We start from the raw sequence: 24,465 nt of genomic DNA, 5'->3' as shown, positions 1-24,465 counted from the left end.
ATTCAGCCCGCTTATTTAGCCTGCTTTCGCCGCACTTCGAACCATGCCACTCGATCCCAACTATCCCCGCGACCTGATCGGCTACGGCCGCCATCCCGTGCAGGCGAACTGGCCGGGGCGCGCCCGCGTCGCCGTGCAATTCGTGCTGAATTACGAGGAGGGCGGCGAGAACTGCGTGCTGCACGGCGATCCGGGCTCCGAGCAGTTCCTGTCCGAAATCGTCGGCGCGGCCGCGTATCCGGACCGCCACATGAGCATGGAATCGATCTACGAATACGGGTCGCGGGCCGGCGTGTGGCGCATCCTGCGCGAATTCGAGAAGCGCGGGATGCCGCTGACGGTGTTCGGCGTCGGCATGGCGATCGAGCGTCATCCGGAGCTCGCGCGTGCGTTCGTCGAACTCGGCCACGAGATCGCGTGCCACGGCTGGCGCTGGATTCACTACCAGAGCATGACGCCGGAACTCGAAGCCGAGCACATGCGCCTCGGGATGGAAGCGATCGAGCGCGTGACGGGCGAGCGCCCGCTCGGCTGGTATACCGGCCGCGACAGCCCCAACACGCACCGCCTGGTCGCCGAATACGGCGGCTTCCTGTACGACTCCGACAACTACGGCGACGACCTGCCGTTCTGGATGGACGTCGAAGTATCGGGCGGCCGCACGTCGCCGCAACTGATCGTGCCGTATACGCTCGACACGAACGACATGCGTTTCGCGACGCCGCAGGGCTTCAATACCGGCGATCACTTCTTCGATTACCTGCGCGATGCGTTCGACGTGCTGTACGCGGAGGGCGACGAGGCGCCGAAGATGCTGTCGATCGGCATGCACTGCCGGCTGCTCGGCCGGCCGGGCCGGTTCCGCGGGCTGCAGCGGTTCCTCGATCACATCGAGAAGCACGATCGCGTATGGGTGACGCGCCGTGTCGATATCGCGCGTCACTGGCGTGAACATCATCCGTATCAGCCCAATCATCGAAACGAAGGGAAAGCATGAAGGCGATGCGCTACACGTTGGAACAACTGAACACGATGGCGCCGAGCGCATTCGTCGCGGCGCTGTCCGGGATCTTCGAACATTCGCCGTGGGTGGCCGAGGTCGCCGCGGGCCAACGGCCGTTCGCGAGCATCGATGCGTTGCACCAGACGATGTCGAATGCGGTGGAAACCGGCGGCGAAGCGCGCCAGCTCGCACTGATCAACGCTCACCCGGAACTGGCCGGCAAGGCCGCCGTGCGCGGCGAGCTGACGGCCGAGTCGACCCGCGAGCAAAGCGGCGCGGGCCTCGACCAGTGCACGCAGGAAGAGTTCGACAAGCTGCTGACGCTGAACCGCACGTATCGCGAGAAATTCGGCTTCCCGTTCATCCTCGCGGTGCGCGGCTATGACCGCCACGGCATCATCGCGAACTTCGAGTCGCGCGTGAATCATTCGCGCGCCGAGGAGCTGCGCGCGAGCCTCGACCAGATCTACCGGATCGCGCGCTTTCGCCTCGACGACCTGATCGACGCCTGACACCGCCGCCTGACACCACAATACGGCCCGCTGCGTCGCGGCGGCCCGATCGTCTCACTGAAACAAGGAAACATCATGGCTGTTCCGCTTCTCGATCCGAACGCACCCGATTTCACGCGGCGCTACGTGAATCTTGCCGACCCGCGTCTCGGTGCGCAGGCGCTCGAGGCCAGCGACGATTTCTTCGCGCCGAAGGACCGGATGCTGAACCCCGAGCCGGCCGTCTTCATCCCCGGCAAGTACGACGACCACGGCAAGTGGATGGACGGCTGGGAAACGCGCCGCAAGCGCACGACCGGCTACGACTGGTGCATCGTCAAGCTCGCGCGCCCGGGCGTGATCAAGGGCTTCGACATCGACACGAGCCACTTCACCGGCAACTTCCCGCCGGCGGCCTCGATCGAGGCCGCGTTCGTGGCTGACGGCGCGCCGACGCAGGCGACCGAGTGGGTCGAGATCGTGCCGTCGACGACGCTGCAGGGCAACAGCCATCACTACGTCGAAGCGAACGATGCACGCTCGTTCACGCATCTGCGCGTGAACATCTACCCGGACGGCGGCATCGCGCGCCTGCGTGTGTACGGCCAGCCGCAGCTCGACTGGGCCGGCGCGAGCGCGACCGAGCAGTTCGACCTCGCGGCGATGGAAAACGGCGGTTACGTGGTGGCCGCGAACAACCAGCACTTCGGCGTCGCGTCGAACCTGCTGCTGCCGGGCCGCGGCGTGAACATGGGCGACGGCTGGGAAACGCGCCGCCGCCGCGAACCGGGCAACGACTGGGCGATCATCGCGCTCGCGCAACCGGGCGTGATCCGCAAGATCGAAGTCGATACCGCGTTCTTCAAGGGCAATTACCCGGATCGGTGCTCGATCCAGGCCGCCTATGTGTCGGGCGGCACCGACAGCTCGTTGATCACGCAGTCGATGTTCTGGCCGGTGCTGCTCGGCGAACAGAAGCTGCAGATGGACAAGCAGCACTACTTCGAACACGACATCGCGTCGCTCGGCCCCGTCACGCACGTGCGACTGAACATCATTCCGGACGGCGGCGTGTCGCGCCTGCGCTTGTGGGGGACGCTCGACAAATGAAGACGCTTGCCATCGAACCGCTGACCAGGGAAGCCTTCGCGCCGTTCGGCGACGTGATCGAAACGGCAGGGGCGAAGCAGATCCCGATCAACCTCGGCACGACGATCCGCTTTCACGATCTCGCGAAAGTAGACGTGACCGATGAAGGCGGCCGCACGCTCGTCAACCTGTTCCGCGGCCAGCCGCGCACGCTGCCGTTCGAAGTGAAGATGCTGGAACGGCATCCGCTCGGCAGCCAGGCGTTCGTGCCGCTGAACGACCAGCCGTATCTCGTCGTCGTCGCGCCCGCGGGCGATCTCGATCCGGCGAAGATTCGTGCATTCGTGACGAGCGGCTGGCAGGGCGTCAATTACGCGAAGGGCGTGTGGCATCACCCGCTGATCGCGTTGGGCGGCGTCAGCGATTTCATCGTCGTCGATCGCGGCGGTGACGGGCTGAACCTGAACGAGCAGGATCTGCAGGAGTCGCTGTGGCTCACCGAGGATGCACTGGATGCGGTGACGGCCTGAGTCGGGCTGATCTGATCGTCCGCCTGTCCAAACCCGCGCAACCTGCGCGGGTTTTTTTATGCGCGTCGTTTTCTTGCGAATCAGTTTGACGTGGCCTTGCGCGTATCGCGCGAACCCTGGCCGCTGCGCTGTCGATTCGCGACCGGCGCATGCTGCGCCATCAGCCCGGCGACCCGGTCGACGAACACACGCAGCGTCGCGCTGACATGCCGGTTCGGCGGGAACGCGGCATACATCGGCATCGGTTCGAGTTGCCACGGCTCGAATAGCGGCACCAGTTCGCCGCTGTCGCGCGTGCTATCGTGCCCGCATCGCCACCATACGACGTCCGGTTCCGGGCGCGATCCTCCGATGAGCCAGCCTGAAAACGACCTCGCGGTCCTGCTGCGCACGATGCGGCCCGAACTGCATCCGGGCGCGTTCGCGTTCATCTCGCTGCCGCACGGCGCCGACGTATCGGTATCCGAAGTGATCGCGACGTTCCGCGAAGCGGAAGGGCTGACGGTCGTGGTCGACGAGGAGGCGGCCGCGCGTCGTGGCTGGCCGGTGCTGTTTCGCGCCGCCTGGATCACGCTGACCGTGCATTCCGACCTCGCGGCCGTCGGCCTCACGGCCGCATTCGCGCGGGCGCTCGGCGCGGCCGGTATCAGCTGCAACGTGATGGCCGCCGCGTACCACGATCACATTTTCGTGCCGTTCGACGACGGCCCGCGCGCACGCGACGTACTCGTCGCACTGCAGCGCGACACGATGCGCGCGTAGCCCGCGAAGGGCATGCCGCGCAGGCAAAAAAACGGGCCCGTGTGACCGGGCCCGCGAACGGAGAGAATGACGCCGGCGAATGACTTCCGGCGCCTGACTGGCGGCTTACTTGACCGCGCCGCCCTCGAACCAGGCGGCGAGTTTCGTCCGCTCGTCGTCGGTCATGTGCGTGACGTTGCCGATCGGCATCGCCTTCAGGCGCACGGCCTGATCGTAGATGCGCTGCGCGTTCTTCGACACTTCGTCCGGCGTGTCGAACATCACGCCCGCGGGCGCGCTGCCCATCAGCGTCGGCTTGGCCGAGTGGCACTCGACGCAGCGCTGCTGCAGGATCGGCATGATGTCGTTGATCACGATCTTCGGTGCGTTGGCCGCTTGCGCTTCCGGGGCGACCGGCTTCGGCATCGTCCACACCAGCGCGCCCGACAGCAGCGCGACGCCGCCGATCGGCAGGTACCACAGCTGCTTGCCGCGGTGACGCATCACGAAGAACTGGCGAATCAGCGCGCCGGCCAGCATGATCAGCACGAGCACGACCCAGTTGAACTTGTTCGTGTACGTCATCGCATAGTGGTTCGACAGCATCGCGAACACGACCGGCAGCGTGAAGTACGTGTTGTGCACCGAGCGCTGCTTGCCGCGCTTGCCGTAGATCGGGTTCGGTTCCTCGCCCTTGAGCATCTTGTCGACCATCTTGCGCTGGCCCGGGATGATCACGAAGAACACGTTCGCCGACATGATCGTCGCGAGCATCGCGCCGACGATCAGGTAGGCAGCACGGCCCGAGAAGATGTGGCACGCGAGGTATGCCGCGACGACGACGTAGAGGCCGACGCAGATGCCGAGCACGCGATCGTTGGTGCCGAGAATGCGGCACAGCGAGTCGTAGACGATCCAGCCGGCCGCGAGGAAGCCGAGCGCGGACGCGACGGCGACGACCGGGCCCATGTCGAGCACGTTCTTGTCGATCAGGTACGTATTCGGGGCAAGCAGGTACAGCACGAAGAACAGCGTGAAGCCCGACAGCCACGTCGTGTACGACGGCCACTTCGACCAGTGCAGGTCATCGGGCATTTCCGGCGGGGCGACCGTGTACTTCTGCATGTTGTAGAAACCGCCGCCGTGGACGTGCCACAGCTCGCCGAACACCCCGCGCTTGCGCTGGTTCGGGTCGGTCGGCGGTTTCAGGCTGTTGTCGAGCGCGACGAAATAGAACGACTCGCCGATCCACGCAATGGCGACGATGACGTGCAGCCATCGCAGCGCGAGGTTCAGCCAGTCGGTGATGAAGCCTTCCATGAAACTCCTCCAGACTCAGATCGTTTGTCTTGATGCAGGCGCTGCTTCGATTGTCAGCTGCCGCGATAGGTGCTGTACGACCACGGCGACACGAGCAGCGGCACGTGGTAGTGCGAGCCGGTGTCGGCGATGCCGAAGCGGAGCACGACGCGGTCGACGAAGCGGGGTTCGGGCACCTTCACGCCGAGCGCCGCGAAGTAGTCGCCGGCATGGAATACGAGTTCGTATTCGCCGGCGGCGAGCGCCGCGCCTTCGAGCAGGGGTTCGTCGCAGCGGCCGTCGCTATTGGTCAGCACGGTCTTGATCGCGCGGCGCGATTCGCCGTCCAGCGCGTAGAGGTCCACCTTGATGGCAGCGCCGGGGCGACCGTGTGCCGTATCGAGTACGTGGGTAGTGAGCTTTCCCATTCGTTATTCCTTGTGTGAATGCGAGGTTCGGCGGCGACTCGATCCATGACTGTGCGGCGGATCGAGGCTCCACGTCACGTGGCTACATACCCGTCGGCGAGAGTGAAGCGAGCGCCGTGCAGGCATTGTAAAAAGGTTCCCCACGCAAATACGGGCGCGATATCGAAGATAATGCGCCGCGCATGAGCGGCTGTCGACGGCCCGCCGGACAGGGCTTCGCGCGCCGGTTGCGAGCGCCCGGTGGGGCGGCGGGCGGCGTACCATACCAAATCCCTGAAGGGCGGTATTCCGGATCGCGTATTGTGCGCGGCACGCGCTTGGGCGATCCTCCCGCCGTGCGCGTCGGCCGGTGGCCGGCGCGTACCCCGAAGACGGCGAGCACGCCGGGTAACCGGGCCAGGGCGTTCGAACGGACGCAGGCACCGGGGCGTGCCGCGATTCAGCGTTCGAACGGCAGTGTGACCGCTTCCAGGGCAGCCCCTGGAGGCAGACCGACGCGGAGAACGCATGAATCTCGAGCAGCACGCTGGCGCACGCGCGCCGAACCCTTCCTCATCCCGCCCGAAAACCCTGCTGGTCAAGCACGCCGACGTGCTCGTGACCATGGACGACACGCGCCGCGAGCTGCGCGACGCGGGGCTCTACATCGAAGACAACCGGATCGTCGCGGTCGGCCCGAGCGCCGAGCTGCCCGACACGGCCGACGAAGTGCTCGACCTGCGCGGCCACCTGGTGATCCCGGGGCTCGTGAACACGCACCACCACATGTACCAGAGCCTCACGCGCGCGGTGCCGGCCGCGCAGAACGCCGAGCTGTTCGGCTGGCTCACGAACCTCTACCGGATCTGGGCGCACCTGAGCCCCGAGATGATCGAGGTGTCGACGCTCACCGCGATGGCCGAGCTGCTGCAGTCGGGCTGCACGACGTCGAGCGATCATCTGTACATCTACCCGAACGGCAGCCGGCTCGACGACAGCATCGGCGCCGCGCAGCGGATCGGCATGCGCTTTCACGCGAGCCGCGGCGCGATGAGCGTCGGCCAGCGCGACGGCGGGCTGCCGCCCGATTCGGTCGTCGAGCGCGAACCCGACATCCTGCGCGACGCGCAGCGCCTGATCGAGACCTATCACGACGAAGGCCGCTACGCGATGCTGCGCGTGGTGGTCGCGCCGTGCTCGCCGTTCTCGGTGAGCCGCGAGCTGATGCGCGACGCGGCCGTGCTCGCGCGCGAATACGGCGTGTCGCTGCATACGCACCTCGCGGAGAACGTCAACGACATTGCGTACAGCCGCGAGAAGTTCGGGATGACGCCCGCCGAATATGCGGAAGATCTCGGCTGGGTCGGCCACGACGTGTGGCACGCGCACTGCGTGCAGCTCGACGATGCGGGCATCGGCCTGTTTGCACGCACCGGCACGGGCGTCGCGCATTGCCCGTGCTCGAACATGCGCCTGGCGTCAGGCATCGCGCCGGTGAAGAAGATGCGGCTCGCGGGCGTGCCGGTCGGCCTCGGCGTCGACGGTTCCGCGTCGAACGACGGCGCGCAGATGGTGGCCGAGGTACGCCAGGCGCTGCTGCTGCAGCGGGTCGGCTTCGGGCCCGACGCGATGACCGCGCGCGAAGCGCTCGAGATCGCGACGCTCGGCGGTGCGAAGGTGCTGAACCGCGACGACATCGGCGCGCTGAAGCCCGGCATGGCGGCGGATTTCGCCGCGTTCGACCTGCGTCAGCCGCTGTTCGCGGGCGCGCTGCACGATCCGGTCGCGGCGCTCGTGTTCTGCGCGCCGTCGCAGACGGCGTACACGGTGGTGAACGGGAAGGTGGTGGTGCGGGAAGGGCGGCTCGCGACGCTCGATTTGCCGCCGGTGATCGAGCGTCACAACGCGCTGGCGCAGGCGCTCGTGGAAGCGTCGCGCTGACGCGTCGGCGGGGAGGTCGCGCAGCACGTTGCGCAGCGGGGCGCGGCCATTGTGGCCACCACCCGTCGCGCAACGCGCCGTGGTCGCGCGTAACGGCGCGACCGGCGCACGCGTGGTGCGCCGTATGCGACTACGCCTCGATCAGCGTACGGGTGGCTTCGGCGACGAGGCTGCGCAGCCAGCGCACTTCGTCGGAGTAATGGCAGCGTTCGTGCCACAGCTGGTAGTACTGCATCGGCGGGAAGTCGAGCGGCGCCGGCACGACGGACAGCGGCAGGAACTTCGCGTAGTGATCGGCGAATAGCCGCGTGGTCGTGAAGATCAGGTCCGACTTCACGAGCACGTACGGCGCAAGGTTGAAGTACGGCAGCGTGACGACCACGTGGCGCTTGAGCCGTTCGCGCGCGAGATGCACGTCGATCGCGCCGCGCTGGCCGACCGAGTACGGCGTCGGCGCGAGATGCGGCGCGTTCAGGTACTGGTCGAGCGTGAGCCCGCCGCGTTTCGCGAACGGGTGCGTGTTGCTCATCAGGCAGACGATTTCATCGACGAACAGGTTCGACAGATGCAGTTGCTCCGGCGGCTCGGGCCAGTTGCCGACGACGATGTCGAGCTTGCCGTCTTCCAGCGCGAGCTCGTAGTCGAACGCGGGGCCGAGCGAATGAAACTCTAGCGTTGCGTTCGGCGCGGCCAGGCGAAAGCGCTCGACGACGGTCGGCACGAACAGCACGTTCAGGTAGTCGGGGCAGCCGATCCGGTAGCAGCGGATCGACGTGGCCGGGTCGAAGTTGTGCTGCTGGAACTTGATGCGCTCGATTTCGCGCAGCGCGTTCTGCACGGGCTCGAGCAGGCGCAGCCCGTATTCGGTCGGCACCATGCCGGATTTGCCGCGCACCAGCAGCGGATCGCCGGTGATGTCGCGCAGGCGCCGCAGCGCGGCACTGATCGCCGGTTGCGACTGGTTCAGTTTGACGGCCGCGCGCGTGACGCTGCGCTCCATCAACAAGGTGTGCAAGACGCGCAAGAGGTACGTGTCGATCGCCTCGCGTTGCTGACTCATGTTATCTCCGGTTTATATGGCTGGGCTGATCGAGGGGTGGGGTGGGTATATCGTTTTTAATATGAACGAAAATCAGCGTCAAGAGATGGATACCCGCAGGCACGCGCCGGCGGGGCTGCGACACGGGGCCTGAACGGGATGGAATGCGGGGCGCGCGGCGCCGCGCGGACACGCAGGGCGCGCATCCGGATCGCGGCGCGGCGGGTGAGGCGGCGGGCGCGTCAGTCGTCGATGCGCATGCCGACCTTCAGCGTGACCTGCCAGTGCACGACCTGATCGCCCTCGATGTGGCCGCGCGTTTCGGTCACCTGGAACCAGTGCAGGTTGTGCAGCGTCTTGCCGGCTTTCGAGATCGCGTTGCGAATCGCGTCGTCGCTCGATTGCTGCGACGAACCGGTCAGTTCGATCAACTTGTACACGTGGTCGCTCATGATGCCTCCCTGGGATATCGGTCTGTATTGCCGGTGCAAGCCGCGGTCCCGAAGCTGTCCCGAAGCGGTTCCGCTACGGTCCCGCTACAGCGCCGTGCGTGCCCGGCTTCTTGAGTGATAGGTATGATGGGCGGCAAGTGCAACCCATATCGGAGACGAGGAACATCGTGGAAGTCGGATTTTGCGGACCGGGATTGATGGGCGCGCCGATGATTCGGCATTTGCTGGCGGCCGGGCATCGCGTCAGCGTATGGAATCGCTCACGCGACAAGGCCGAGGCGCTGGTGAAGGACGGCGCGCAGGTGGTCGGCACGCCGCGCGAGCTGGCCGAGCGCGTCGAGACGGTGTTCGTGTGCGTGCTCGACGGGCGTGCGGTCGGCGACGTCGTGTTCGGTGAGCACGGGCTGCTTTCCGGCGACGCGAGCACGCGCCGCCTGCAGCGCATCGTCGATCATTCGAGCATTCCGCCCGCCGCCACGCGCGACTACGCGGCGCGCGCGGCCGCACTCGGGGTCGGCTGGGTCGATGCGCCGGTGTCCGGCGGCGTGCCGGGTGCACAGGCCGGCACGCTCGCGGTGATGGCCGGCGGCCGCGCGGCCGATCTCGACGCGGTGCGCCCGCTGATCGACACGTATGCGTCGCGCATCACGCACATGGGCGACGCGGGCGCGGGCCAGACGGCGAAGCTGTGCAACCAGGCGATCGTCACCGCGACGGTGACCGCGATCGCCGAGGCGGTCGGGCTGGCGCAGGCGAGCGGCATCGACGCCGCACGGCTGGCCGAGGCGCTCGCCGGCGGCTGGGCCGATTCGGTGCTGCTGCAGACGTTCGTGCCGCGCATGACGTCGGGTGGCCATCCACCGATCGGCGCGCTGAGTACATTTCAGAAGGATGTCGATGCCATTGCCGACGCCGCGCGCGACACGGGCGCGGTGATGCCCGTGTCGGCCACCGTGCAGCAGGTGCTGAGGCTGGGCGCCGCGCAGGGGCTCGCCGGCGCCGATTTCGCCGCGTTCATCGACATCGTGCGGCCGAACAACGGCCGTCAGCAGGTGTCGTGACGGGCAAGCGGGGCGTGTGAATGGCAGATGGGCCGCGCGGAGGCGGCCCATCGAATGACTGGCGGATCAGCCGAGCGAGCGGGGTGTCGTGTCGCCCGCGTTCTGGCGGCCGAGGCCGCCGCGCAGGCTCGCCTTCGTGCCTGCACCAAACTCGGGCAGGATGCGCGCACGCGCACGGCTCGCGAAGACGAGGAAGCCGAAGCCGTTCGCTTCGTACCAGTAGCCGCCGTTCTCGAGGCCGTCGAGCGGTTGCTCGAGCGCGTTGGCGATCGATTCGATGCAGCGCTTGCGCAGCTCGGCAATGGCCGGATAAGGCGGCTGCGCGCCGCGCACGCTGCACAGGAGCACGTCGAGGCCGGGCAGCACGTGCGCATAGAGGACGGGTTCGTCCTGCGCGCGGGCGCGGGCAATCTTGGTGTCGAGCTGGGCAAACGGTTTCGAGTGGCGCAAGACCGCGAGGAACGACTCCTGGCCATCCTGCGGCGCACGCCGACGTTTTTTCGGGAAGGACATAAACACTCGCCTCAAAAACAATTGCAAGAAATGCGGCACTTTCATGCGACCCACTCCCGGCTATGTACGCCGCATGTCGATCCTTTATAGCACACGAAAATGCTGCATTCGTGCAGTACGACGATCAATGTCTCCCGTCGACCTGCTCGCCATGATCGACACAGCCAGCGTCTTGGCGCCCGTACTGTCGTTTAGTCTCCATCATAGACCTGCTTTTCCCGCGCGTGCATTCGCTCGTCACAAAAAAGTGAGATACGCCGCATGCGGCGGTGCATCGCGCGCGCAATAAAAAGGCCCGCACGGGGCGGGCCTGGCGGGCGGCGCGTGAGGCGCTCAGCGCTGCTTGAGCGAATCGCGGATCTCGCGCAGCAGCACGACGTCTTCCGGCGTCGCGGCCGGCGCGGCTTCTTCCGGCTTGCGCAGTTTGTTGATGAATTTCACCATCAGGAAAATGATGAACGCAAGGATCACGAAATTGATCGCCACCGTGATGAACGAGCCGTAGCCGAATGCGGCGACGCCCGCGGCCTGCAGGTCCTTGAACGAATCGGGATTACCCTTGAACGACGGGGGGATGGTGCCGAGCAGAACGAACTTGTTCGAGAAATCCAGACCGCCGGTCAGCACACCGATGACCGGCATGATGAGGTCCTTCACGACCGAGTCGACGATCTTCGAGAACGCGCCGCCGATGATCACGCCGACGGCGAGATCCATCACGTTGCCCTTGACGGCGAACTCCTTGAATTCCTTGATGATGCTCATGAGCGGCTTTCTCCTGGTTGGGGCGAGGGAGGCGTGCCGCGACGCGCAGGATTGCTTTGCGTCGAATGAGGTCGGTGGCACGCCGATGGCCGCATGATAGCGAACGTGCCCCATTGCCGGTAGTCCATCTTGAAATGATTGACAAATCCGCGCGTCGGGCGCGGCCGGTCATGCAGGCGGGCGTGGCGGGGGAGGCCGGGCGTCGACGCGCACGTCGACGTCCGGTGTGCGGGGGCTCAGGTGTTGTCGTCGGTCCAGCCGTCGTCGTTGCTGCCGAGATCCATCCCGCCGCCGCCGCTGCCGTCGCTCCAGTTGGAATCGTCGCCGCGGCCGAGATCGAAGCCCGGGTCGGCTTCCTGCCTGCGGTGGTCGCCGTCGACGATCACGTCGCGTTCGACCACGCGTTCGCGGCCGCCCGACATCGCTTCGCCGAGCAACACGCCGGTCAGGAGCCCGCCCATGCCGCCGCCGAAACCGCCGCCTTGCTGGATCACGACGGGCGGCTGCTGTTGCGGATAGGGCTGTTGCGGCGGGTAGGGCTGTTGCTGATACGGCTGGCCTTGCGCGCCCGTCATGCGATCGGCTTCCTGCGCGTACACGGAGCCGCTGCCGTTCGCCGGCGCCGCGGGCTGCGCGGCCGGGTCGGGGCGGCCTTCGACGCGCGCCTTCACGCTGGCGTGGCGCTGTTCGAGCTCGTCGACGCGATACGGCGGCACCGGATTCTTGCCGTTCGACAGCGTCTCGACGAGCGTGCGGGCGTCGTTCTCGATCGCTTCGAGTTCGCCGGTCAGCGCCGCGGCGCCGGGCGCCGTCGACAGCTTCGCATCGAGCTTGAGCGGCCGGATGTCGTTCAGCACGTCGGTCGCACGCTTGAGCTGCGTGCGGCGCTCGTCGTCGGCGCGGCCGTTGTCGGCCGTGGTGCGCGCGCGCCGCAGTGTCCAGCGCAGCACCAGCGCGATCACGGCGACGATCAGCCCGAGGCCGATCCACATGCCGGTCGACGGACCGTGCTTCTCGGCCGGCGCGACGGCGGGGGCGAGCCCCGGCTGCAGCGTGCCGGCCTGCGTGGCCGACGGCGGGTTGCCGCTCACGCGCGCGGCGTCGGCGCGAATGCGCGACTCCGTTTGCGCGAAGCGCGACGCGTCGGTGAACTTCAGTTGCGGATCGAGCGATTTGGCGCGCTGCAGTTGCGCGAGCGCGTCGGACGCGCGGCCCTCGCGGTCCAGCACCTGCGCATACAGGTAGCGCGCGTGCGCGTTGTTCGGATGGGCATCGATGACTTGCGACAGCTGCGTGTCGGCTTGCTGCCAGTTACGCTGCGCGATCGATTGCTCGACCTGCTGCAGCGACGGGACCGCAAACGCGGCGGACGACAACAACATCAGCGAGAGGCCGAGTGCGGCGAGAGATTTCTTCATGGTCGAACCGGGCGCACGCGCCCGTCTCCTGACGATCGGTTCGCGCCGCGCGCCCGGGCCGGGGCGCGGCGCGGTGGCCCGCGGCGGGTTACTGCGCGGGCGTATCGAGCTGCTTCTTCAGTGCGGCGAGGCGATCTTCCACCGACGGGCCCTTGTTCAGCGCGGCGAGCTTGTCGTCGAGCGCCTTGCCGCTCGACGTGTCGGCCGAATTGAGGCGTGCGTCCGAGCGTGCGTTCTGCAGCGCGACCTTGTCCTCGAGCTTCTGGAAATCCTCGGACAGGTTCTTGCCGCCGATGCCGCCCAGCGCGCTGGCTGCGACGTCCTTCGCCTGCGCGATTTCCTGCTTCGCCTGCAGGATGTTCGAGCGTGCGTTCAGATCGTTGCGGCGCTGGCGCATGTCGGCGATCTGCCCCTTCAGTTTCTCGACCGACGGCTCGAGCGTCGTCAGCTCGGCCGCGAGCGCGTCGCGCTCGGCTTCCGCGTTCGACTGGGCCGCGAGCGCCTCGCGGGCGAGCGCTTCGTCGCCGCCCTGCAGCGCGCGCTTCGCGCCGTCCTCGTACTTCCTGACCTTGTCGTCGGCCGCATCGCGCTTGCTGCGCTGGGTCGCGACCTGTGCCTCGATTTCGATCAGCGAATTCTCGGCACGGCCGATGCTGTCGTCGAGCTCCCGCACGATCTGCCGTGCGTCGCGCGACGGATCCTGTACCGAATCGGCCGCATCGTTCAGCAGGCCTTTGATCGTGCGCGAAATAGAGTCGAAAAGCGACATGAAATCCTCCGTGGTTGAAAGGCGCCGCGTGACCGCGGCAATGCCCGTCGCGAGCCGGTTCCGGCCCGCGTGAGCCGGCGGATATTACACCACCGGTTCACTTAAATACGGCTTAAACGCGCGAGTTCAAGCGGCTCGCGCATCAGGAGGCCAAACCTTTCGCGACTGAAAGAAATTCGCCCGTGCGTGCCGTATCGCGTGTCCATCATAGGCCGAGGATGCCGACAATACGTTCCGCAAATCACGGCATTGCGGGAATTTTTACAAAAAATCGCGAAGGCGCCCGGTCGATTTCATTAAAATGCGCTGTCACGTCGCGGGAACGGATCGCCGCGCGGCGGGGTCTGTCGACGTGACAGCCGCATCTCGATGCACCCACTCTGATTCATCCGCTTGCATTTCCGCATGCGTCCGAGGGCGCCACGTACGCCCGCCATTCCGACATGCCAATTATCAAACGACCGCCTTCTTCTTCCGACAGGAACGAGCCCCACTACACGCTGCGCCGTTCGCCGTCCGGAGCCTATTACCCCGATGACGACGATCGCGACGACGGCCGCCGCGCGCAGCAGCGCAGTGGCGGTGGAGGGCGCCGGCGCACGTTCGGTTCGCGCGTCGCGCTGTGGTTCGTCGGCCTGTTCGCGACGCTCGCGGTCGTCGGCGCGCTGATCGTCGGCTACGCGCTGGTCGTGATGGCGCCGCAACTGCCGTCGCTCGATGCGCTGACCAATTACCAGCCGAAGGTGCCGCTGCGCGTGTTTACCGCCGATCACGTGCTGATCGGCGAGTTCGGCGAGGAGCGCCGCAGCCTCGTGCGCTTCCAGGACATTCCCGACGTGATGAAGAAGGCCGTGCTCGCCATCGAGGACTACCGCTTCTACGAGCACGGCGGCGTCGATTTCCTCGGCATCCTGCGCGCGGGCGTGGCCGACCTGATGCACGGCGGCGCGCGCCAGGGCGCGAGCACGATCACGATGCAGGTCGCGCGCAACTTCTTCCTGTCGAGCGAGAAGACCTACACGCGCAAGATCTACGAAATGCTGCTCGCGTACAAGATCGAGAAGGCCCTGACGAAGGACCAGATCCTCGAGCTGTACATGAACCAGATCTATCTCGGCCAGCGTTCGTACGGCTTCGCGGCCGCGGCGCGCGTGTATTTCGGCAAGGACCTGAAGGACATCACGCTCGCGGAAGCGGCGATGCTCGCGGGGCTGCCGAAGGCGCCGTCCGCGTACAACCCGGTCGTCAATCCGAAGCGCGCGAAGGTGCGTCAGGAATACATCCTGAAGCGCATGCTCGACATCGGCTACATCACGCAGCCGCAGTACGACGAGGCGATCAAGGAAGAGATCCACGTGCGCACGCCGGGCAACCAGTACGCGGTGCACGGCGAGTACGTCGCCGAGATGGTGCGGCAGATGATGTACCAGCAGTACAAGGACGAAACCTACACGCGCGGGCTGACCGTCACGACGACGATCAACTCGGCCGACCAGGAAGCCGCGTATCAGGCCGTGCGTCGCGGCATTCTCGACTACGAGCGCCGTCACGGCTATCGCGGCCCCGAAGCGTCGATCAACCTGCCTGCGGCCGGCGACGAACGCGACGAGGCGATCGACGATGCGCTCGCCGATCACCCGGACAACGGCGACCTGCAATCGGCGGTCGTGCTGTCGGCATCGCCGAACGCGGTCGAGGTGCAGTTCGTCGGCGGCGCGACCACGACGATCGGCCCGGCCGGGCTGCGCTTCGTGTCGGCCGCGCTGGGCGCCCGTGCGAACAACGCGCTGCGTATCAAGCCGGGCTCGGTCGTGCGCGTGCTGAAGGACGGCAAGACGGGCTGGCAGGTGGTGCAGCTGCCGCAGGTCGAAGGCGCGCTCGTCGCGATCGCGCCGCAGGACGGTGCGATCCGCTCGCTCGTCGGCGGCTTCGACTTCAACAAGAGCAAGTTCAACCACGTGACGCAGGCGTGGCGGCAGCCGGGCTCATCGTTCAAGCCGTTCATCTACTCGGCGTCGCTCGACAAGGGGCTCGGGCCGGCGACGATGATCAACGACGCGCCGCTGTACTTCCCGCCGAGCGTGCCGGGCGGCACCGCGTGGGAGCCGAAGGACGACGATCAGCCGGACGGCCCGATGACGATGCGCACCGGCCTGCAGCGTTCGAAGAACCTGGTGTCGATCCGGATCCTCGCGTCGATCGGCACGCAGTACGCGCAGCAGTACGTGACGCAGCGCTTCGGTTTCGATCCGGCGAAGACGCCGCCTTACCTGCCGATGGCGCTCGGCGCGGGCCTCGTGACGCCGTTGCAGCTCGCGACCGGCTACGCGGTGTTCGCGAACGGCGGCTACAAGGTCGATCCGTACCTGATCGCCGAAGTCGACGACGCGCGCGGCCAGCCGCTGCAGAAGTCGCAGCCGGTGGTCGCGGGCGGCACGGCGCCGCGCACGATCGAAGGCCGCAACGCGTACGTGATGAACAGCCTGCTGCATTCGGTCGCGACCGCCGGCACGGGCGCGGGCACCAACGCGCTGGGCCGCAACGACCTGCAGGGCAAGACGGGTACGACGAACGATGCGAAGGACGGCTGGTTCGCCGGCTACCAGCAGTCGCTCGTCGCGGTCGCGTGGATGGGCTTCGACCAGCCGAAGAGCCTGGGCAGCCGCGAATTCGGCGCGCAGCTCGCGCTGCCGATCTGGGTGAACTACATGCGCACCGCGCTGAACGGCGTGCCCGAGCAGCAGATGCCGATGCCGGACGGCCTGACGACGATCGACGGCGAGCTGTACTACGCCGATCGCACGCCGGGCAACGGCTTCGTCGCGAACGTCGACATCAACCCGGCGGAGAACGCGATCAGCGCGAACGACGCCCTCGGTTCGGCCGGCGCGGCCGGGCTGGCGCCGCCGCCCGTCACGCCGCAGGAGAAGCAGCAGATCATGGACATGTTCGAGAGCAAGTAGGCGGTGCGCTGTTCTTCAGCCATGCGACGGGCGCCTTCGGGCGCCCGTTTTTTATCCGCGGCCGGCAGCGGAAGACGTCGAATCAGAACGACGCGCAGGCCGGCACGACGGTCATGCCGACCGATTGCTGGTGAAATCGCTGGACGTACGCTTGCCGGATCGCAGCGAGCCGTGTGCGCGTGTCCGGCGTATCGTCGGCGATGATACGGATCACGAAGCTGTCTTCGCGCGTGACGCCACCGGTCGAGCGGTCGCGCCACTGGCCGTGCGTGTCCCAGTAGGTGAGGCCGTCGGGAAAGCGCGGCGTGACCGTGTCGGCGAGGAATGCCGCGCGTTCGGCATCGGTGACGGGACCGCGCCCGGCGATGTCGCGCCCGAACAGCAGGTCGGCCTGCAGCATGCGGCTTTCGCCCGGTTGCGTGCAGGATGCCGGTTGCGCGCCCGAGATGGACGAGGGCGCTGCCGCGCAACCGGCGAGCAGCGCGAGCGCCGCCGCGCATGCGGCCAGCCGCCGCATCTGCCCATTTCGTGACGATCGACCTTCGCGCGTGCAAAACGCTGCGCGCTCAACCACTTGCGTGCGGGTCCGGCGGGTTATCAACAGGGCTGTCAACATAATCTGGGGATAACCCTAGGATGGCCGGCGCAGGCGCACTGCGCGATCAGTGCTGCAGTTGCGCGTGCGCGAGATGCATGCCGAGCGTGGCGGGGTCGGTATTCGTGCCCGACAGCAGCACGCCGACGCGCTTGCCCTGCAGCGTTTCGCGCAGCGGGCCGAGCAGCGCGGCGAGCGCGGCCGCGCAGGCCGGCTCGACCGACAGTTTCAGGTGCGAGAAGAGGAACAGCATCGCGGCGCGCAGCGCGTCGTCGGAGACGGTGACGATGCGGTCGAGGTGGCGCCGGCACAGCTGGTAGCTGTATTCCTCGGTATGCGGCGCCATCAGCGAATCGGCGATCGTCTGCATCGCGCTCATCTTGATCGTGTGATTGGCCGCGAAGCTGCGGCTCATCGCGTCGGCGCCTTCCGGCTCGACGCCGTACACGTGCACACGCGGATTCGCGAGCCGCAGCGCGGTCGCCATGCCGGCCGCGAGCCCGCCGCCGCCGATCGGCACGATCACCGCGTCGAGGTCCGGCGTCTGCGTCGCCCATTCGTAGCCGAGCGTCGCGGTGCCGAGGATCGTGTGATAGCCGGTGAACGGATGAATGAAGAAGCGGCCTTCCTCGGCCTCGATGCGCCGCACGAGATCGAACGCCTGCGACGCGCTGCCTGCCAGCACGACTTCCGCGCGGTACTGCTTGCACTGCGCGATGCGCGTCGGGCTCGCGGTATGGAACATCACGACCTTCGCGCTGCTGCCGAGCCGCATCGCCGCATACGCGACGGCTGCCGCATGATTGCCGGCCGATACGCAGGTGACGCCCGCGTTCTTGCGGTCTTCGTCGAGCGCGAGCAGGTGCGTGAACGCGCCGCGCGCCTTGAAGCTGCCGCTCGCCTGCAACAGCTCGAACTTGAAGTTGACGTGCGTGCCTTCGAGGGAGGGCAGATCGGCGCGCTCGAACACGGGCGTGCGCGCGACCCAGGGTGACAGCGCGAAATGCTGCGCGGCGATTTCGTCGAGCGTCGGAATCGGCTCGCCGTCGATCGTCGTATGGGCAGTGCCCTGTTGTTCAGTCGACATGACGTGGCGGGTGGCGGAGTGGGCCGACCCGCACACGCGGGCCGGCGTGGCGGGAGGCAGTCAGTGCGGGTCGACCGACATGCTGCGAATGAACTTGCGCAGGAACTGCTCGCAGCCGGCGAGCTGCGCGAGCTCGACATATTCGTTCGGCTTGTGCGCCTGCTCGATGTTGCCGGGCCCGCACACGACGCTCGGAATGCCCGCGCGGGCGAACAGCCCGGCCTCGGTGCCGTACGCGACCTTGCGCTTGTCCTGGTCGGCCGTCAGCGCGCGCACGAGCTGCGTGATCGCGGCTTGCTCGGTCGCGTCGAGGCCGGGCGCCGCGGCGATCTTCGAGAATTCGATCGCGGCGTTCGGATGTTCGCGCAGCATCTGCGGCAGCAGCGTTTCCTGCGCATACGCTTCGATGCGCGTGAAGATCTGCTCGGGATCGAGCGTCGGCAGGTTGCGGAATTCGAAGTCGAAGCGGCACTCGGCCGGCACCGTGTTGATCGCGTTGCCGCCCTGGATCGTGCTCGTCTGCGCGGTGGTGAACGGCACGTCGTACAGTTCGTCGAACGGGCCTTCGGCACGGAAGCGCTCAGCGATGTCGCGGATGTGGCAGATCAGGCGCGCCGCATACTCGATCGCGTTGAGCCCCTTCGGCGTCAGCGACGAATGTGCGGCGTGGCCGCGCACGCAGCAGCGGTACGCGTTGATGCCCTTGTGCGCGATGATCGGCCGCATGCTGGTCGGCTCGCCGACGATGCAGCCGGACGGCTGCACGCCGCGCTTCACGAGATCGGCGATCATCAGCGGCGCGCCCGCGCAGCCGATTTCCTCGTCGTAGGACAGCGCGAAATGGATCGGCTTCGCGAGCTTCGTCGCCTGCATCTCGGGCAGCAGCGCGAGCGCCGCGCCGATGAAGCCCTTCATGTCGCAGGTGCCGCGGCCGTACAGGCGGCCGTCGCGGATTTCCGGCGCGAACGGGTTGCTGTCCCATTGCTGGCCGTCGACCGGCACGACGTCGGTGTGGCCCGACAGCACGATGCCGCCGTTCGTCGAACCGTCGTGCGCGGGCACGGTGGCAAACAGGTTCGCCCAGCCTTCACGCGGATCGTGCGTGATCGTCGACGCGATGCCCTTCGCGGCGAGCGCGTCGCGTACCGTTTCGATCAGGCCGAGGTTCGGCACGCGGCTCGTCGTGTCCATCGACACGAGTTGCTTGACCCAGGGCAGGCTGACGAGCGATGCATCGCCTTCGGTTGCGGCGGACGGCGCCGTCGCGTCGAGAGTGGACATGGCAAAACTCCGTCTGATGAATGGGAAATCATACTCAAAAACGCGCCTGCCCGCCTTCGTCGGGCGCGATGCGGTGCAGCAACGTCGCGCCCGTCAGGATTGCGTCAGCGGGCCGCGACGGCCGCCCCCTGTTTCGGGCCGAGCGCGCGCAGCGTTTCCTTGATCGTCGACACGCGGATCGCGAGATCGGGCGAGCGCGTCTCGATGCGCAGCTTGTCCTGGCCCGCGAGCTTGATGTGGCGATGCTTCTGCACCATCTCGATGATCCGCATCGGGTCGATCGGCGGATTCGGCTCGAACTGCAGCCCGATCGCGACCTCGCTCGCGTCGATCTTCACGATGCCGAGCGGCTTCGCGGCGATCCGCAGCCGGTGCGTCTCGACGAGCGCGTGCGCCTGCGGCGGCAGCTTGCCGAAACGGTCGATCAGCTCTTCCTGGATGCCGTCGATCGCGTCGCCGTGCTCGCAGTTCGCGAGCCGCTTGTACAGCGACAGCCGCTCCTGCACGTCCGCGCAGTAATCGGCCGGCAGGATCGCGGGCGCATGCAGGTTGATTTCGGTCGTCGCGGCGAGCGGGGCGGTGAGGTCGGGCTCCTTGCCGTTCTTCAGCGCCTTCACCGCGTCGTTCAGCATGTCCGTATAGAGCTGGAAGCCGATCTCGTGGATTTCGCCCGACTGCTTGTCGCCGAGCACTTCGCCGGTGCCGCGGATCTCCAGGTCGTGCATCGCGAGATAGAAGCCCGAGCCGAGTTCCTCCATCTGCTGGATCGCTTCCAGCCGGCGCTGCGCCTGCTTGGTCAGCGACTGCGGATCGTGCACCAGCAGGTACGCGTAGGCCTGGTGGTGCGAGCGGCCGACCCGGCCGCGCAACTGGTGCAGCTGCGCGAGGCCGAACTTGTCCGCGCGGTGCATGATGATCGTGTTCGCGCTCGGCACGTCGATGCCGGTCTCGATGATGGTCGTGCACAGCAGCACGTTCGCGCGTTGCGCGACGAAATCGCGCATCACGCGTTCGAGTTCGCGCTCGTGCATCTGGCCGTGCGCGATCACGATGCGCGCCTCGGGCACGAGCGCCTCGAGCATCGCCTTGCGGTTCTCGATCGTCTCGACTTCGTTGTGCAGGAAGTACACCTGGCCGCCGCGCTTCAGTTCGCGCAGCATCGCCTCGCGGATCACGCTTTCTTCCTCGCGGCGCACGAAGGTCTTGATCGCGAGCCGCTTCTGCGGCGCGGTCGCGATCACCGAGAAATCGCGCAGCCCTTCGAGCGCCATCCCGAGCGTACGCGGGATCGGCGTCGCGGTGAGCGTCAGCACGTCGACTTCCGCGCGCAGCGCCTTCAGCGCTTCCTTCTGGCGCACGCCGAAGCGGTGTTCCTCGTCGATGATCACGAGGCCGAGACGCTTGAACTGCACGTCCGACGACAGTAGCTTGTGCGTACCGATCACGATGTCGACGCTGCCTTCGTTGATCTGAGCGATCGCCGCGCTCACTTCCTTCGCGGTCTTGAAGCGCGACAGCTCGACGATGCGCACCGGCCAGTCCGCGAAGCGGTCCGCGAAGGTCTGCGTGTGCTGCTCGGCGAGCAGCGTGGTCGGCGACAGCAGCGCGACCTGCTTGCCGCCCAGCACCGCGATGAACGCCGCGCGCAGCGCGACCTCGGTCTTGCCGAAGCCGACGTCGCCGCACACGAGGCGGTCCATCGGCTTGCCGCTCGTCATGTCGCCGATCACGGCCGCGATCGCCGCGGCCTGGTCGGGCGTTTCCTCGAAGCCGAAGCTTTCCGCGAATTTCACGTAGTCGCGCGGGTCGAGCGAGAACGCGTGGCCTTCACGGGCCGCGCGGCGCGCGTACAGGTTCAGCAGCTCGGCGGCCGTGTCGCGGATCTGCTGCGCGGCCTTGCGCTTCGCGCGCTCCCACTGGCCGGAGCCGAGCGCGTGCAGCGGCGCGCTGTCGGGATCGGCGCCGCTGTAGCGCGAGATCACGTGCAGTTGCGCGACGGGCACGTAGAGCTTGCTGTCGCCCGAGTATTCGAGATGCAGGAATTCGGTCTCGCCTTCGCCGAGATCCATCGACACGAGGCCCATGTAGCGGCCGATGCCGTGCTGCGCGTGGACGACCGGGTCGCCGACCTTCAGCTCGGACAGGTCGCGCACCATCGCGTCGACGTTGCTCGCCTGTTCCTGCCGGCGGCGGCCCGCGCGGCGGCCGAGCGCGCCGTACAGCTCGGTTTCGGTGACGATCGCATAGCCTTCGCCCGGCACCGCGAAGCCGTTCGCGAGCGGCGCGACGCCGAGCGCGAAGCGCGCATCGCTCGCCAGCCAGCTCGCGAAATCGTCGTTCGACGACGGCCGCAGGTGATGTTCGGCGAGCAGTTGCAGGATCGTTTCCCGACGGCCGGCCGATTCGACCGTCAGCAGCACGCGCTTGCCCGACGATTCGACGAACGTGCGCAGCGACGCGAGCGGATCGTCCGCATGGCGGTCGACGGTGAGTTCGGGCAGGGCGGTCGCCCAGCCGCCGGCCGGCTGCGCGGGCAGCACGACGCGCGCGAACGGCTTCGCGAACGCGAAGAAATCCTCGTCGGACAGGAACAGCCGCTGCGGCTCGAGGATCGGTCGCTCGCGATCGTGCGCGAGGAACGCGTGACGCTGCTTCGTATCGGCCGTGAAGCGGCGGATCGACGCTTCGAGGTCGCCGGTGAACACGAGGTGCGCGTCCTGCGGCAGGTAGTGGAACAGCGTGGCCGTCTCGTCGAAGAACAGCGGCAGGTAATACTCGATGCCGGCCGACGGCACGCCGTTGCCGATGTCCTTGTAGATCGGCGCGCGGCTCGGGTCGCCTTCGAAGGTTTCGCGCCAGCGGCTGCGGAAGGCCGTGCGCGCGGCTTCGTCGAACGGGAACTCGCGGCCGGGCAGTAGGCGCACGTCGCGCACCGGGTAGAGGCTGCGCTGCGTGTCGGGATCGAACGCGCGGATCGAATCGACCTGGTCGTCGAACAGGTCGATCCGGTACGGCAGCGGCGAGCCCATCGGGTACAGGTCGATCAGCGAGCCGCGCACGCAGTATTCGCCGGGGCGCACGACCTGGCTCACGTGCTCGTAGCCGGCCAGCGTGAGCTGCGCTTTCAGCTTCGCCTCGTCGAGCCGCTCGCCCTGCGCGAACGCGAACGTGTACGCGGCCATGAACGACGCGGGCGGCATCCGGTACAGCGCGGTGGTGGCGGGCACGAGCAGGATGTCGCAGCGGCCCTCGCCGAGGTCGTGCAGCGTGGCCAGCCGCTCGGACACGAGGTCCTGGTGCGGCGAGAACGTGTCGTACGGCAGCGTTTCCCAGTCGGGCAGCAGGCGCACGCGCGCGTCGGGCGAGAAGTAGCGGATTTCCTGCGACAGCCGCTGCGCGTCGACCGCGTTCGCGCAGATCACCGCGAGGAGCGGCACGTCCTGGCGGTTGTCGGCGAGATAACGGGCGATGGCGAGCGCGTCGGCGGAGCCGTGCGCGCCGTCGAAGGCGAAACGCTGGCCGGGCTTGACGCGGGCAACGGGTGAAGCGGACGGGATGGAAGCGTTATCTGGCATAGGGACGACAGGGGTGGCGTGCACGGGCGCAGCGCGGTGCGCCGGTCGAGACGAAAGACCTATTATAAAATCCGCTTCTCGATTTCACCTTTCCGGCGTTTCCTTTCGTGACTCCCCGACTTTTTGCCCTGATTCCCTGCGCCGGCACGGGCAGCCGTTCCGGTTCGGCCGTGCCGAAGCAATACCGCACGCTGGCCGGCCGCGCGCTGCTGCACTACACGCTTGCCGCGTTCGACGCGTGCAGCGAGTTCGCGCAGACGCTGGTCGTGCTCGCGCCCGACGACTCCCATTTCGATGCACGCCGCTTCGCGGGCCTGCGCTTCGCGGTGCGCCGCTGCGGCGGCGGCTCGCGGCAGGCGTCGGTGCTCAACGGGCTGCTGGAACTGGCCGAATTCGGCGCGACCGACCACGACTGGGTGCTGGTGCACGACGCCGCGCGCCCGGGCATCACGCCCGAGCTGATCCGCACGCTCGTCGCGACGCTTAAGGACGACCCGGTCGGCGGGATCGTCGCGCTGCCGGTGGCCGACACGCTCAAGCGGGTGCCGGCCGGCGGTGACGCGATCGCGCGCACGGAGTCGCGCGACGCCCTGTGGCAGGCGCAGACCCCCCAGATGTTCCGCATCGGCATGCTGCGCGAAGCGATCCTGCAGGCGCAGCGCGAAGGGCACGACCTGACCGACGAAGCGAGCGCGATCGAATGGGCCGGCCACACGCCGCGCGTCGTGCAGGGCAGCCTGCGCAACTTCAAGGTCACGTACCCGGAAGATTTCGCGCTCGCGGAGGCGATCCTCGCGCGCCCCGCGAACGCTTCCTGACTTTCCCCCCATCTCAAACCGGATTACGCATGGATTTCAGAATCGGACAAGGCTATGACGTGCACCAGCTCGTCGAAGGGCGCCCCCTCATCATCGGCGGCGTGACGATTCCGTACGAGCGCGGCCTGCTCGGCCACTCGGACGCGGACGTGCTGCTGCATGCGATCACCGACGCGCTGTTCGGCGCGGCGGCGCTCGGCGACATCGGCCGCCATTTCTCCGACACGGACGCGGCGTTCAAGGGCGCGGACAGCCGCGTGCTGCTGCGCGCGTGCGCCGAGCGCGTGAAGGCGGCCGGCTTCACGATCCAGAACGTCGACAGCACCGTGATCGCGCAGGCGCCGAAGCTCGCGCCGCATATCGACGGGATGCGTGCGAACATCGCGGCGGATCTCGGGCTGCCGCTCGAGCGCGTGAACGTGAAGGCGAAGACCAACGAGAAGCTCGGCTATCTCGGTCGCGGCGAGGGGATCGAGGCGCAGGCCGCCGCGCTGCTGGTCAAGCAGGGCGGCTGACGGGCCGTCGCGGTGTGCGGTTCGCGCCGCGCGCCGGGCGCCGTGCCGCCGAAATGAAAAATGCCACGCGAATGCGTGGCATTTTCGTTTGCAGCAGGCGCGGCTCACGGCCG

The 24,465-nt window shown here is 67.4% G+C and carries 22 protein-coding genes and 1 pseudogene; 10 read left to right on the top strand and 13 right to left on the bottom strand.

Features of this window, described 5'->3' with window-relative positions; all coding sequences use genetic code 11:
• The first annotated feature begins 43 nt into the window (after positions 1-43).
• The 4 genes from puuE to AP428_RS07385 all read left to right on the top strand — a co-directional run bounded on the left by puuE (position 44) and on the right by AP428_RS07385 (position 3,113).
• Complete coding sequence (puuE, locus tag AP428_RS07400) at positions 44-997, top strand: allantoinase PuuE (protein WP_011549581.1); 954 nt, start codon at positions 44-46, stop codon at positions 995-997.
• Positions 994-1,515: a 2-oxo-4-hydroxy-4-carboxy-5-ureidoimidazoline decarboxylase gene (gene uraD, locus AP428_RS07395; protein ID WP_006478543.1), complete on the top strand. Its 522-nt coding sequence runs from the start codon at positions 994-996 to the stop codon at positions 1,513-1,515. The genes puuE and uraD overlap by 4 nt, the downstream gene beginning before the upstream one ends.
• Before the next feature lie 75 nt (positions 1,516-1,590).
• Positions 1,591-2,604 carry an allantoicase gene (gene alc, locus AP428_RS07390; RefSeq protein WP_006478544.1) on the top strand — a complete coding sequence of 338 codons (1,014 nt, stop codon included), beginning with the start codon at positions 1,591-1,593 and terminating at the stop codon, positions 2,602-2,604.
• Entirely contained in the window at positions 2,601-3,113 is a 513-nt protein-coding gene (locus AP428_RS07385; protein WP_011549582.1) for an ureidoglycolate lyase, read from the top strand. The genes alc and AP428_RS07385 overlap by 4 nt, the downstream gene beginning before the upstream one ends.
• 80 nt (positions 3,114-3,193) lie before the next feature.
• Here AP428_RS07385 and AP428_RS34790 read toward each other — a convergent pair.
• Positions 3,194-3,406 (bottom strand): annotated as a pseudogene (locus tag AP428_RS34790) (LysR family transcriptional regulator); the annotation flags it as partial.
• Positions 3,407-3,464: 58 nt separating this feature from the next.
• On the opposite strand from AP428_RS34790, the gene AP428_RS07380 reads away from it, so the two are divergent.
• Entirely contained in the window at positions 3,465-3,875 is a 411-nt protein-coding gene (locus AP428_RS07380; RefSeq protein WP_011549583.1) for an ACT domain-containing protein, read from the top strand.
• Positions 3,876-3,980: 105 nt separating this feature from the next.
• Here AP428_RS07380 and AP428_RS07375 read toward each other — a convergent pair whose 3' ends face one another.
• Both AP428_RS07375 and uraH read right to left on the bottom strand, forming a co-directional pair.
• A complete protein-coding gene (locus tag AP428_RS07375; RefSeq protein ID WP_006490217.1) occupies positions 3,981-5,174 on the bottom strand; it encodes a urate hydroxylase PuuD in 1,194 nt (397 codons plus the stop codon).
• A gap of 53 nt (positions 5,175-5,227) precedes the next feature.
• Positions 5,228-5,581, bottom strand: coding sequence for a hydroxyisourate hydrolase (gene uraH / locus AP428_RS07370; RefSeq protein ID WP_011549584.1), 354 nt, complete (start codon positions 5,579-5,581; stop codon positions 5,228-5,230).
• 507 nt (positions 5,582-6,088) lie between these two features.
• Here uraH and AP428_RS07365 point away from each other — a divergent pair.
• The gene (locus AP428_RS07365) at positions 6,089-7,501 is read left to right on the top strand and encodes an 8-oxoguanine deaminase (RefSeq protein ID WP_011549585.1); all 1,413 of its coding nucleotides are present in this window, start codon (positions 6,089-6,091) and stop codon (positions 7,499-7,501) included.
• Between the two features lie 130 nt (positions 7,502-7,631).
• Here AP428_RS07365 and AP428_RS07360 read toward each other — a convergent pair whose 3' ends face one another.
• Positions 7,632-8,561: a LysR substrate-binding domain-containing protein gene (locus AP428_RS07360; RefSeq protein WP_006478550.1), complete on the bottom strand. Its 930-nt coding sequence runs from the start codon at positions 8,559-8,561 to the stop codon at positions 7,632-7,634.
• A gap of 221 nt (positions 8,562-8,782) precedes the next feature.
• Positions 8,783-8,992: a dodecin gene (locus AP428_RS07355; protein ID WP_011549586.1), complete on the bottom strand. Its 210-nt coding sequence runs from the start codon at positions 8,990-8,992 to the stop codon at positions 8,783-8,785.
• Positions 8,993-9,159: 167 nt separating this feature from the next.
• On the opposite strand from AP428_RS07355, the gene AP428_RS07350 reads away from it, so the two are divergent.
• Positions 9,160-10,053, top strand: a complete 894-nt coding sequence (locus tag AP428_RS07350) for an NAD(P)-dependent oxidoreductase (protein WP_011694309.1) — start codon at positions 9,160-9,162, stop codon at positions 10,051-10,053.
• 66 nt (positions 10,054-10,119) lie between these two features.
• Here the strand turns inward: AP428_RS07350 and AP428_RS07345 are convergent, their stop codons facing one another.
• The 4 genes from AP428_RS07345 to AP428_RS07330 form a co-directional block, all read right to left on the bottom strand.
• Entirely contained in the window at positions 10,120-10,566 is a 447-nt protein-coding gene (locus AP428_RS07345; RefSeq protein ID WP_006488003.1) for a hypothetical protein, read from the bottom strand.
• Positions 10,567-10,899: 333 nt separating this feature from the next.
• Positions 10,900-11,331 carry a large conductance mechanosensitive channel protein MscL gene (mscL, locus tag AP428_RS07340; RefSeq protein WP_006478553.1) on the bottom strand — a complete coding sequence of 144 codons (432 nt, stop codon included), beginning with the start codon at positions 11,329-11,331 and terminating at the stop codon, positions 10,900-10,902.
• 236 nt (positions 11,332-11,567) lie between these two features.
• Complete coding sequence (locus AP428_RS07335) at positions 11,568-12,749, bottom strand: tetratricopeptide repeat protein (protein ID WP_011549590.1); 1,182 nt, start codon at positions 12,747-12,749, stop codon at positions 11,568-11,570.
• Between the two features lie 88 nt (positions 12,750-12,837).
• The gene (locus AP428_RS07330) at positions 12,838-13,518 is read right to left on the bottom strand and encodes a PspA/IM30 family protein (protein WP_006478555.1); all 681 of its coding nucleotides are present in this window, start codon (positions 13,516-13,518) and stop codon (positions 12,838-12,840) included.
• Between the two features lie 443 nt (positions 13,519-13,961).
• Here AP428_RS07330 and AP428_RS07325 point away from each other — a divergent pair, with 443 nt between their 5' ends.
• On the top strand, positions 13,962-16,481 hold the full coding sequence (locus tag AP428_RS07325) for a penicillin-binding protein 1A (protein WP_011549591.1): 2,520 nt from the start codon (positions 13,962-13,964) through the stop codon (positions 16,479-16,481).
• Positions 16,482-16,563: 82 nt separating this feature from the next.
• Here AP428_RS07325 and AP428_RS07320 read toward each other — a convergent pair whose 3' ends face one another.
• The 4 genes from AP428_RS07320 to mfd form a co-directional block, all read right to left on the bottom strand.
• The gene (locus AP428_RS07320; RefSeq protein ID WP_011549592.1) at positions 16,564-16,998 is read right to left on the bottom strand and encodes a DUF3574 domain-containing protein; all 435 of its coding nucleotides are present in this window, start codon (positions 16,996-16,998) and stop codon (positions 16,564-16,566) included.
• Between the two features lie 145 nt (positions 16,999-17,143).
• Positions 17,144-18,163, bottom strand: a complete 1,020-nt coding sequence (locus tag AP428_RS07315) for a threonine/serine dehydratase (RefSeq protein WP_054927918.1) — start codon at positions 18,161-18,163, stop codon at positions 17,144-17,146.
• A gap of 60 nt (positions 18,164-18,223) precedes the next feature.
• A complete protein-coding gene (argE, locus tag AP428_RS07310) occupies positions 18,224-19,444 on the bottom strand; it encodes an acetylornithine deacetylase (RefSeq protein ID WP_011549594.1) in 1,221 nt (406 codons plus the stop codon).
• A 104-nt stretch (positions 19,445-19,548) separates the two neighbouring features.
• Positions 19,549-23,019, bottom strand: coding sequence for a transcription-repair coupling factor (gene mfd, locus AP428_RS07305; protein ID WP_011549595.1), 3,471 nt, complete (start codon positions 23,017-23,019; stop codon positions 19,549-19,551).
• A 107-nt stretch (positions 23,020-23,126) separates the two neighbouring features.
• Between mfd and ispD the strand changes: the two genes are divergently transcribed.
• Together ispD and ispF are read left to right on the top strand one after the other, a co-directional pair.
• Complete coding sequence (ispD, locus tag AP428_RS07300) at positions 23,127-23,837, top strand: 2-C-methyl-D-erythritol 4-phosphate cytidylyltransferase (RefSeq protein WP_006478560.1); 711 nt, start codon at positions 23,127-23,129, stop codon at positions 23,835-23,837.
• Positions 23,838-23,866: 29 nt separating this feature from the next.
• Positions 23,867-24,352, top strand: a complete 486-nt coding sequence (gene ispF, locus AP428_RS07295) for a 2-C-methyl-D-erythritol 2,4-cyclodiphosphate synthase (protein WP_006488015.1) — start codon at positions 23,867-23,869, stop codon at positions 24,350-24,352.
• The last annotated feature ends 113 nt before the right edge of the window (positions 24,353-24,465 follow it).

The sequence above is a fragment of the Burkholderia sp. E168m22 genome (genome assembly GCF_001319805.1).
Taxonomy (GTDB): Bacteria; Pseudomonadota; Gammaproteobacteria; order Burkholderiales; family Burkholderiaceae; genus Burkholderia; species Burkholderia orbicola.
This window is presented reverse-complemented; position numbering and strand designations above follow the sequence as displayed.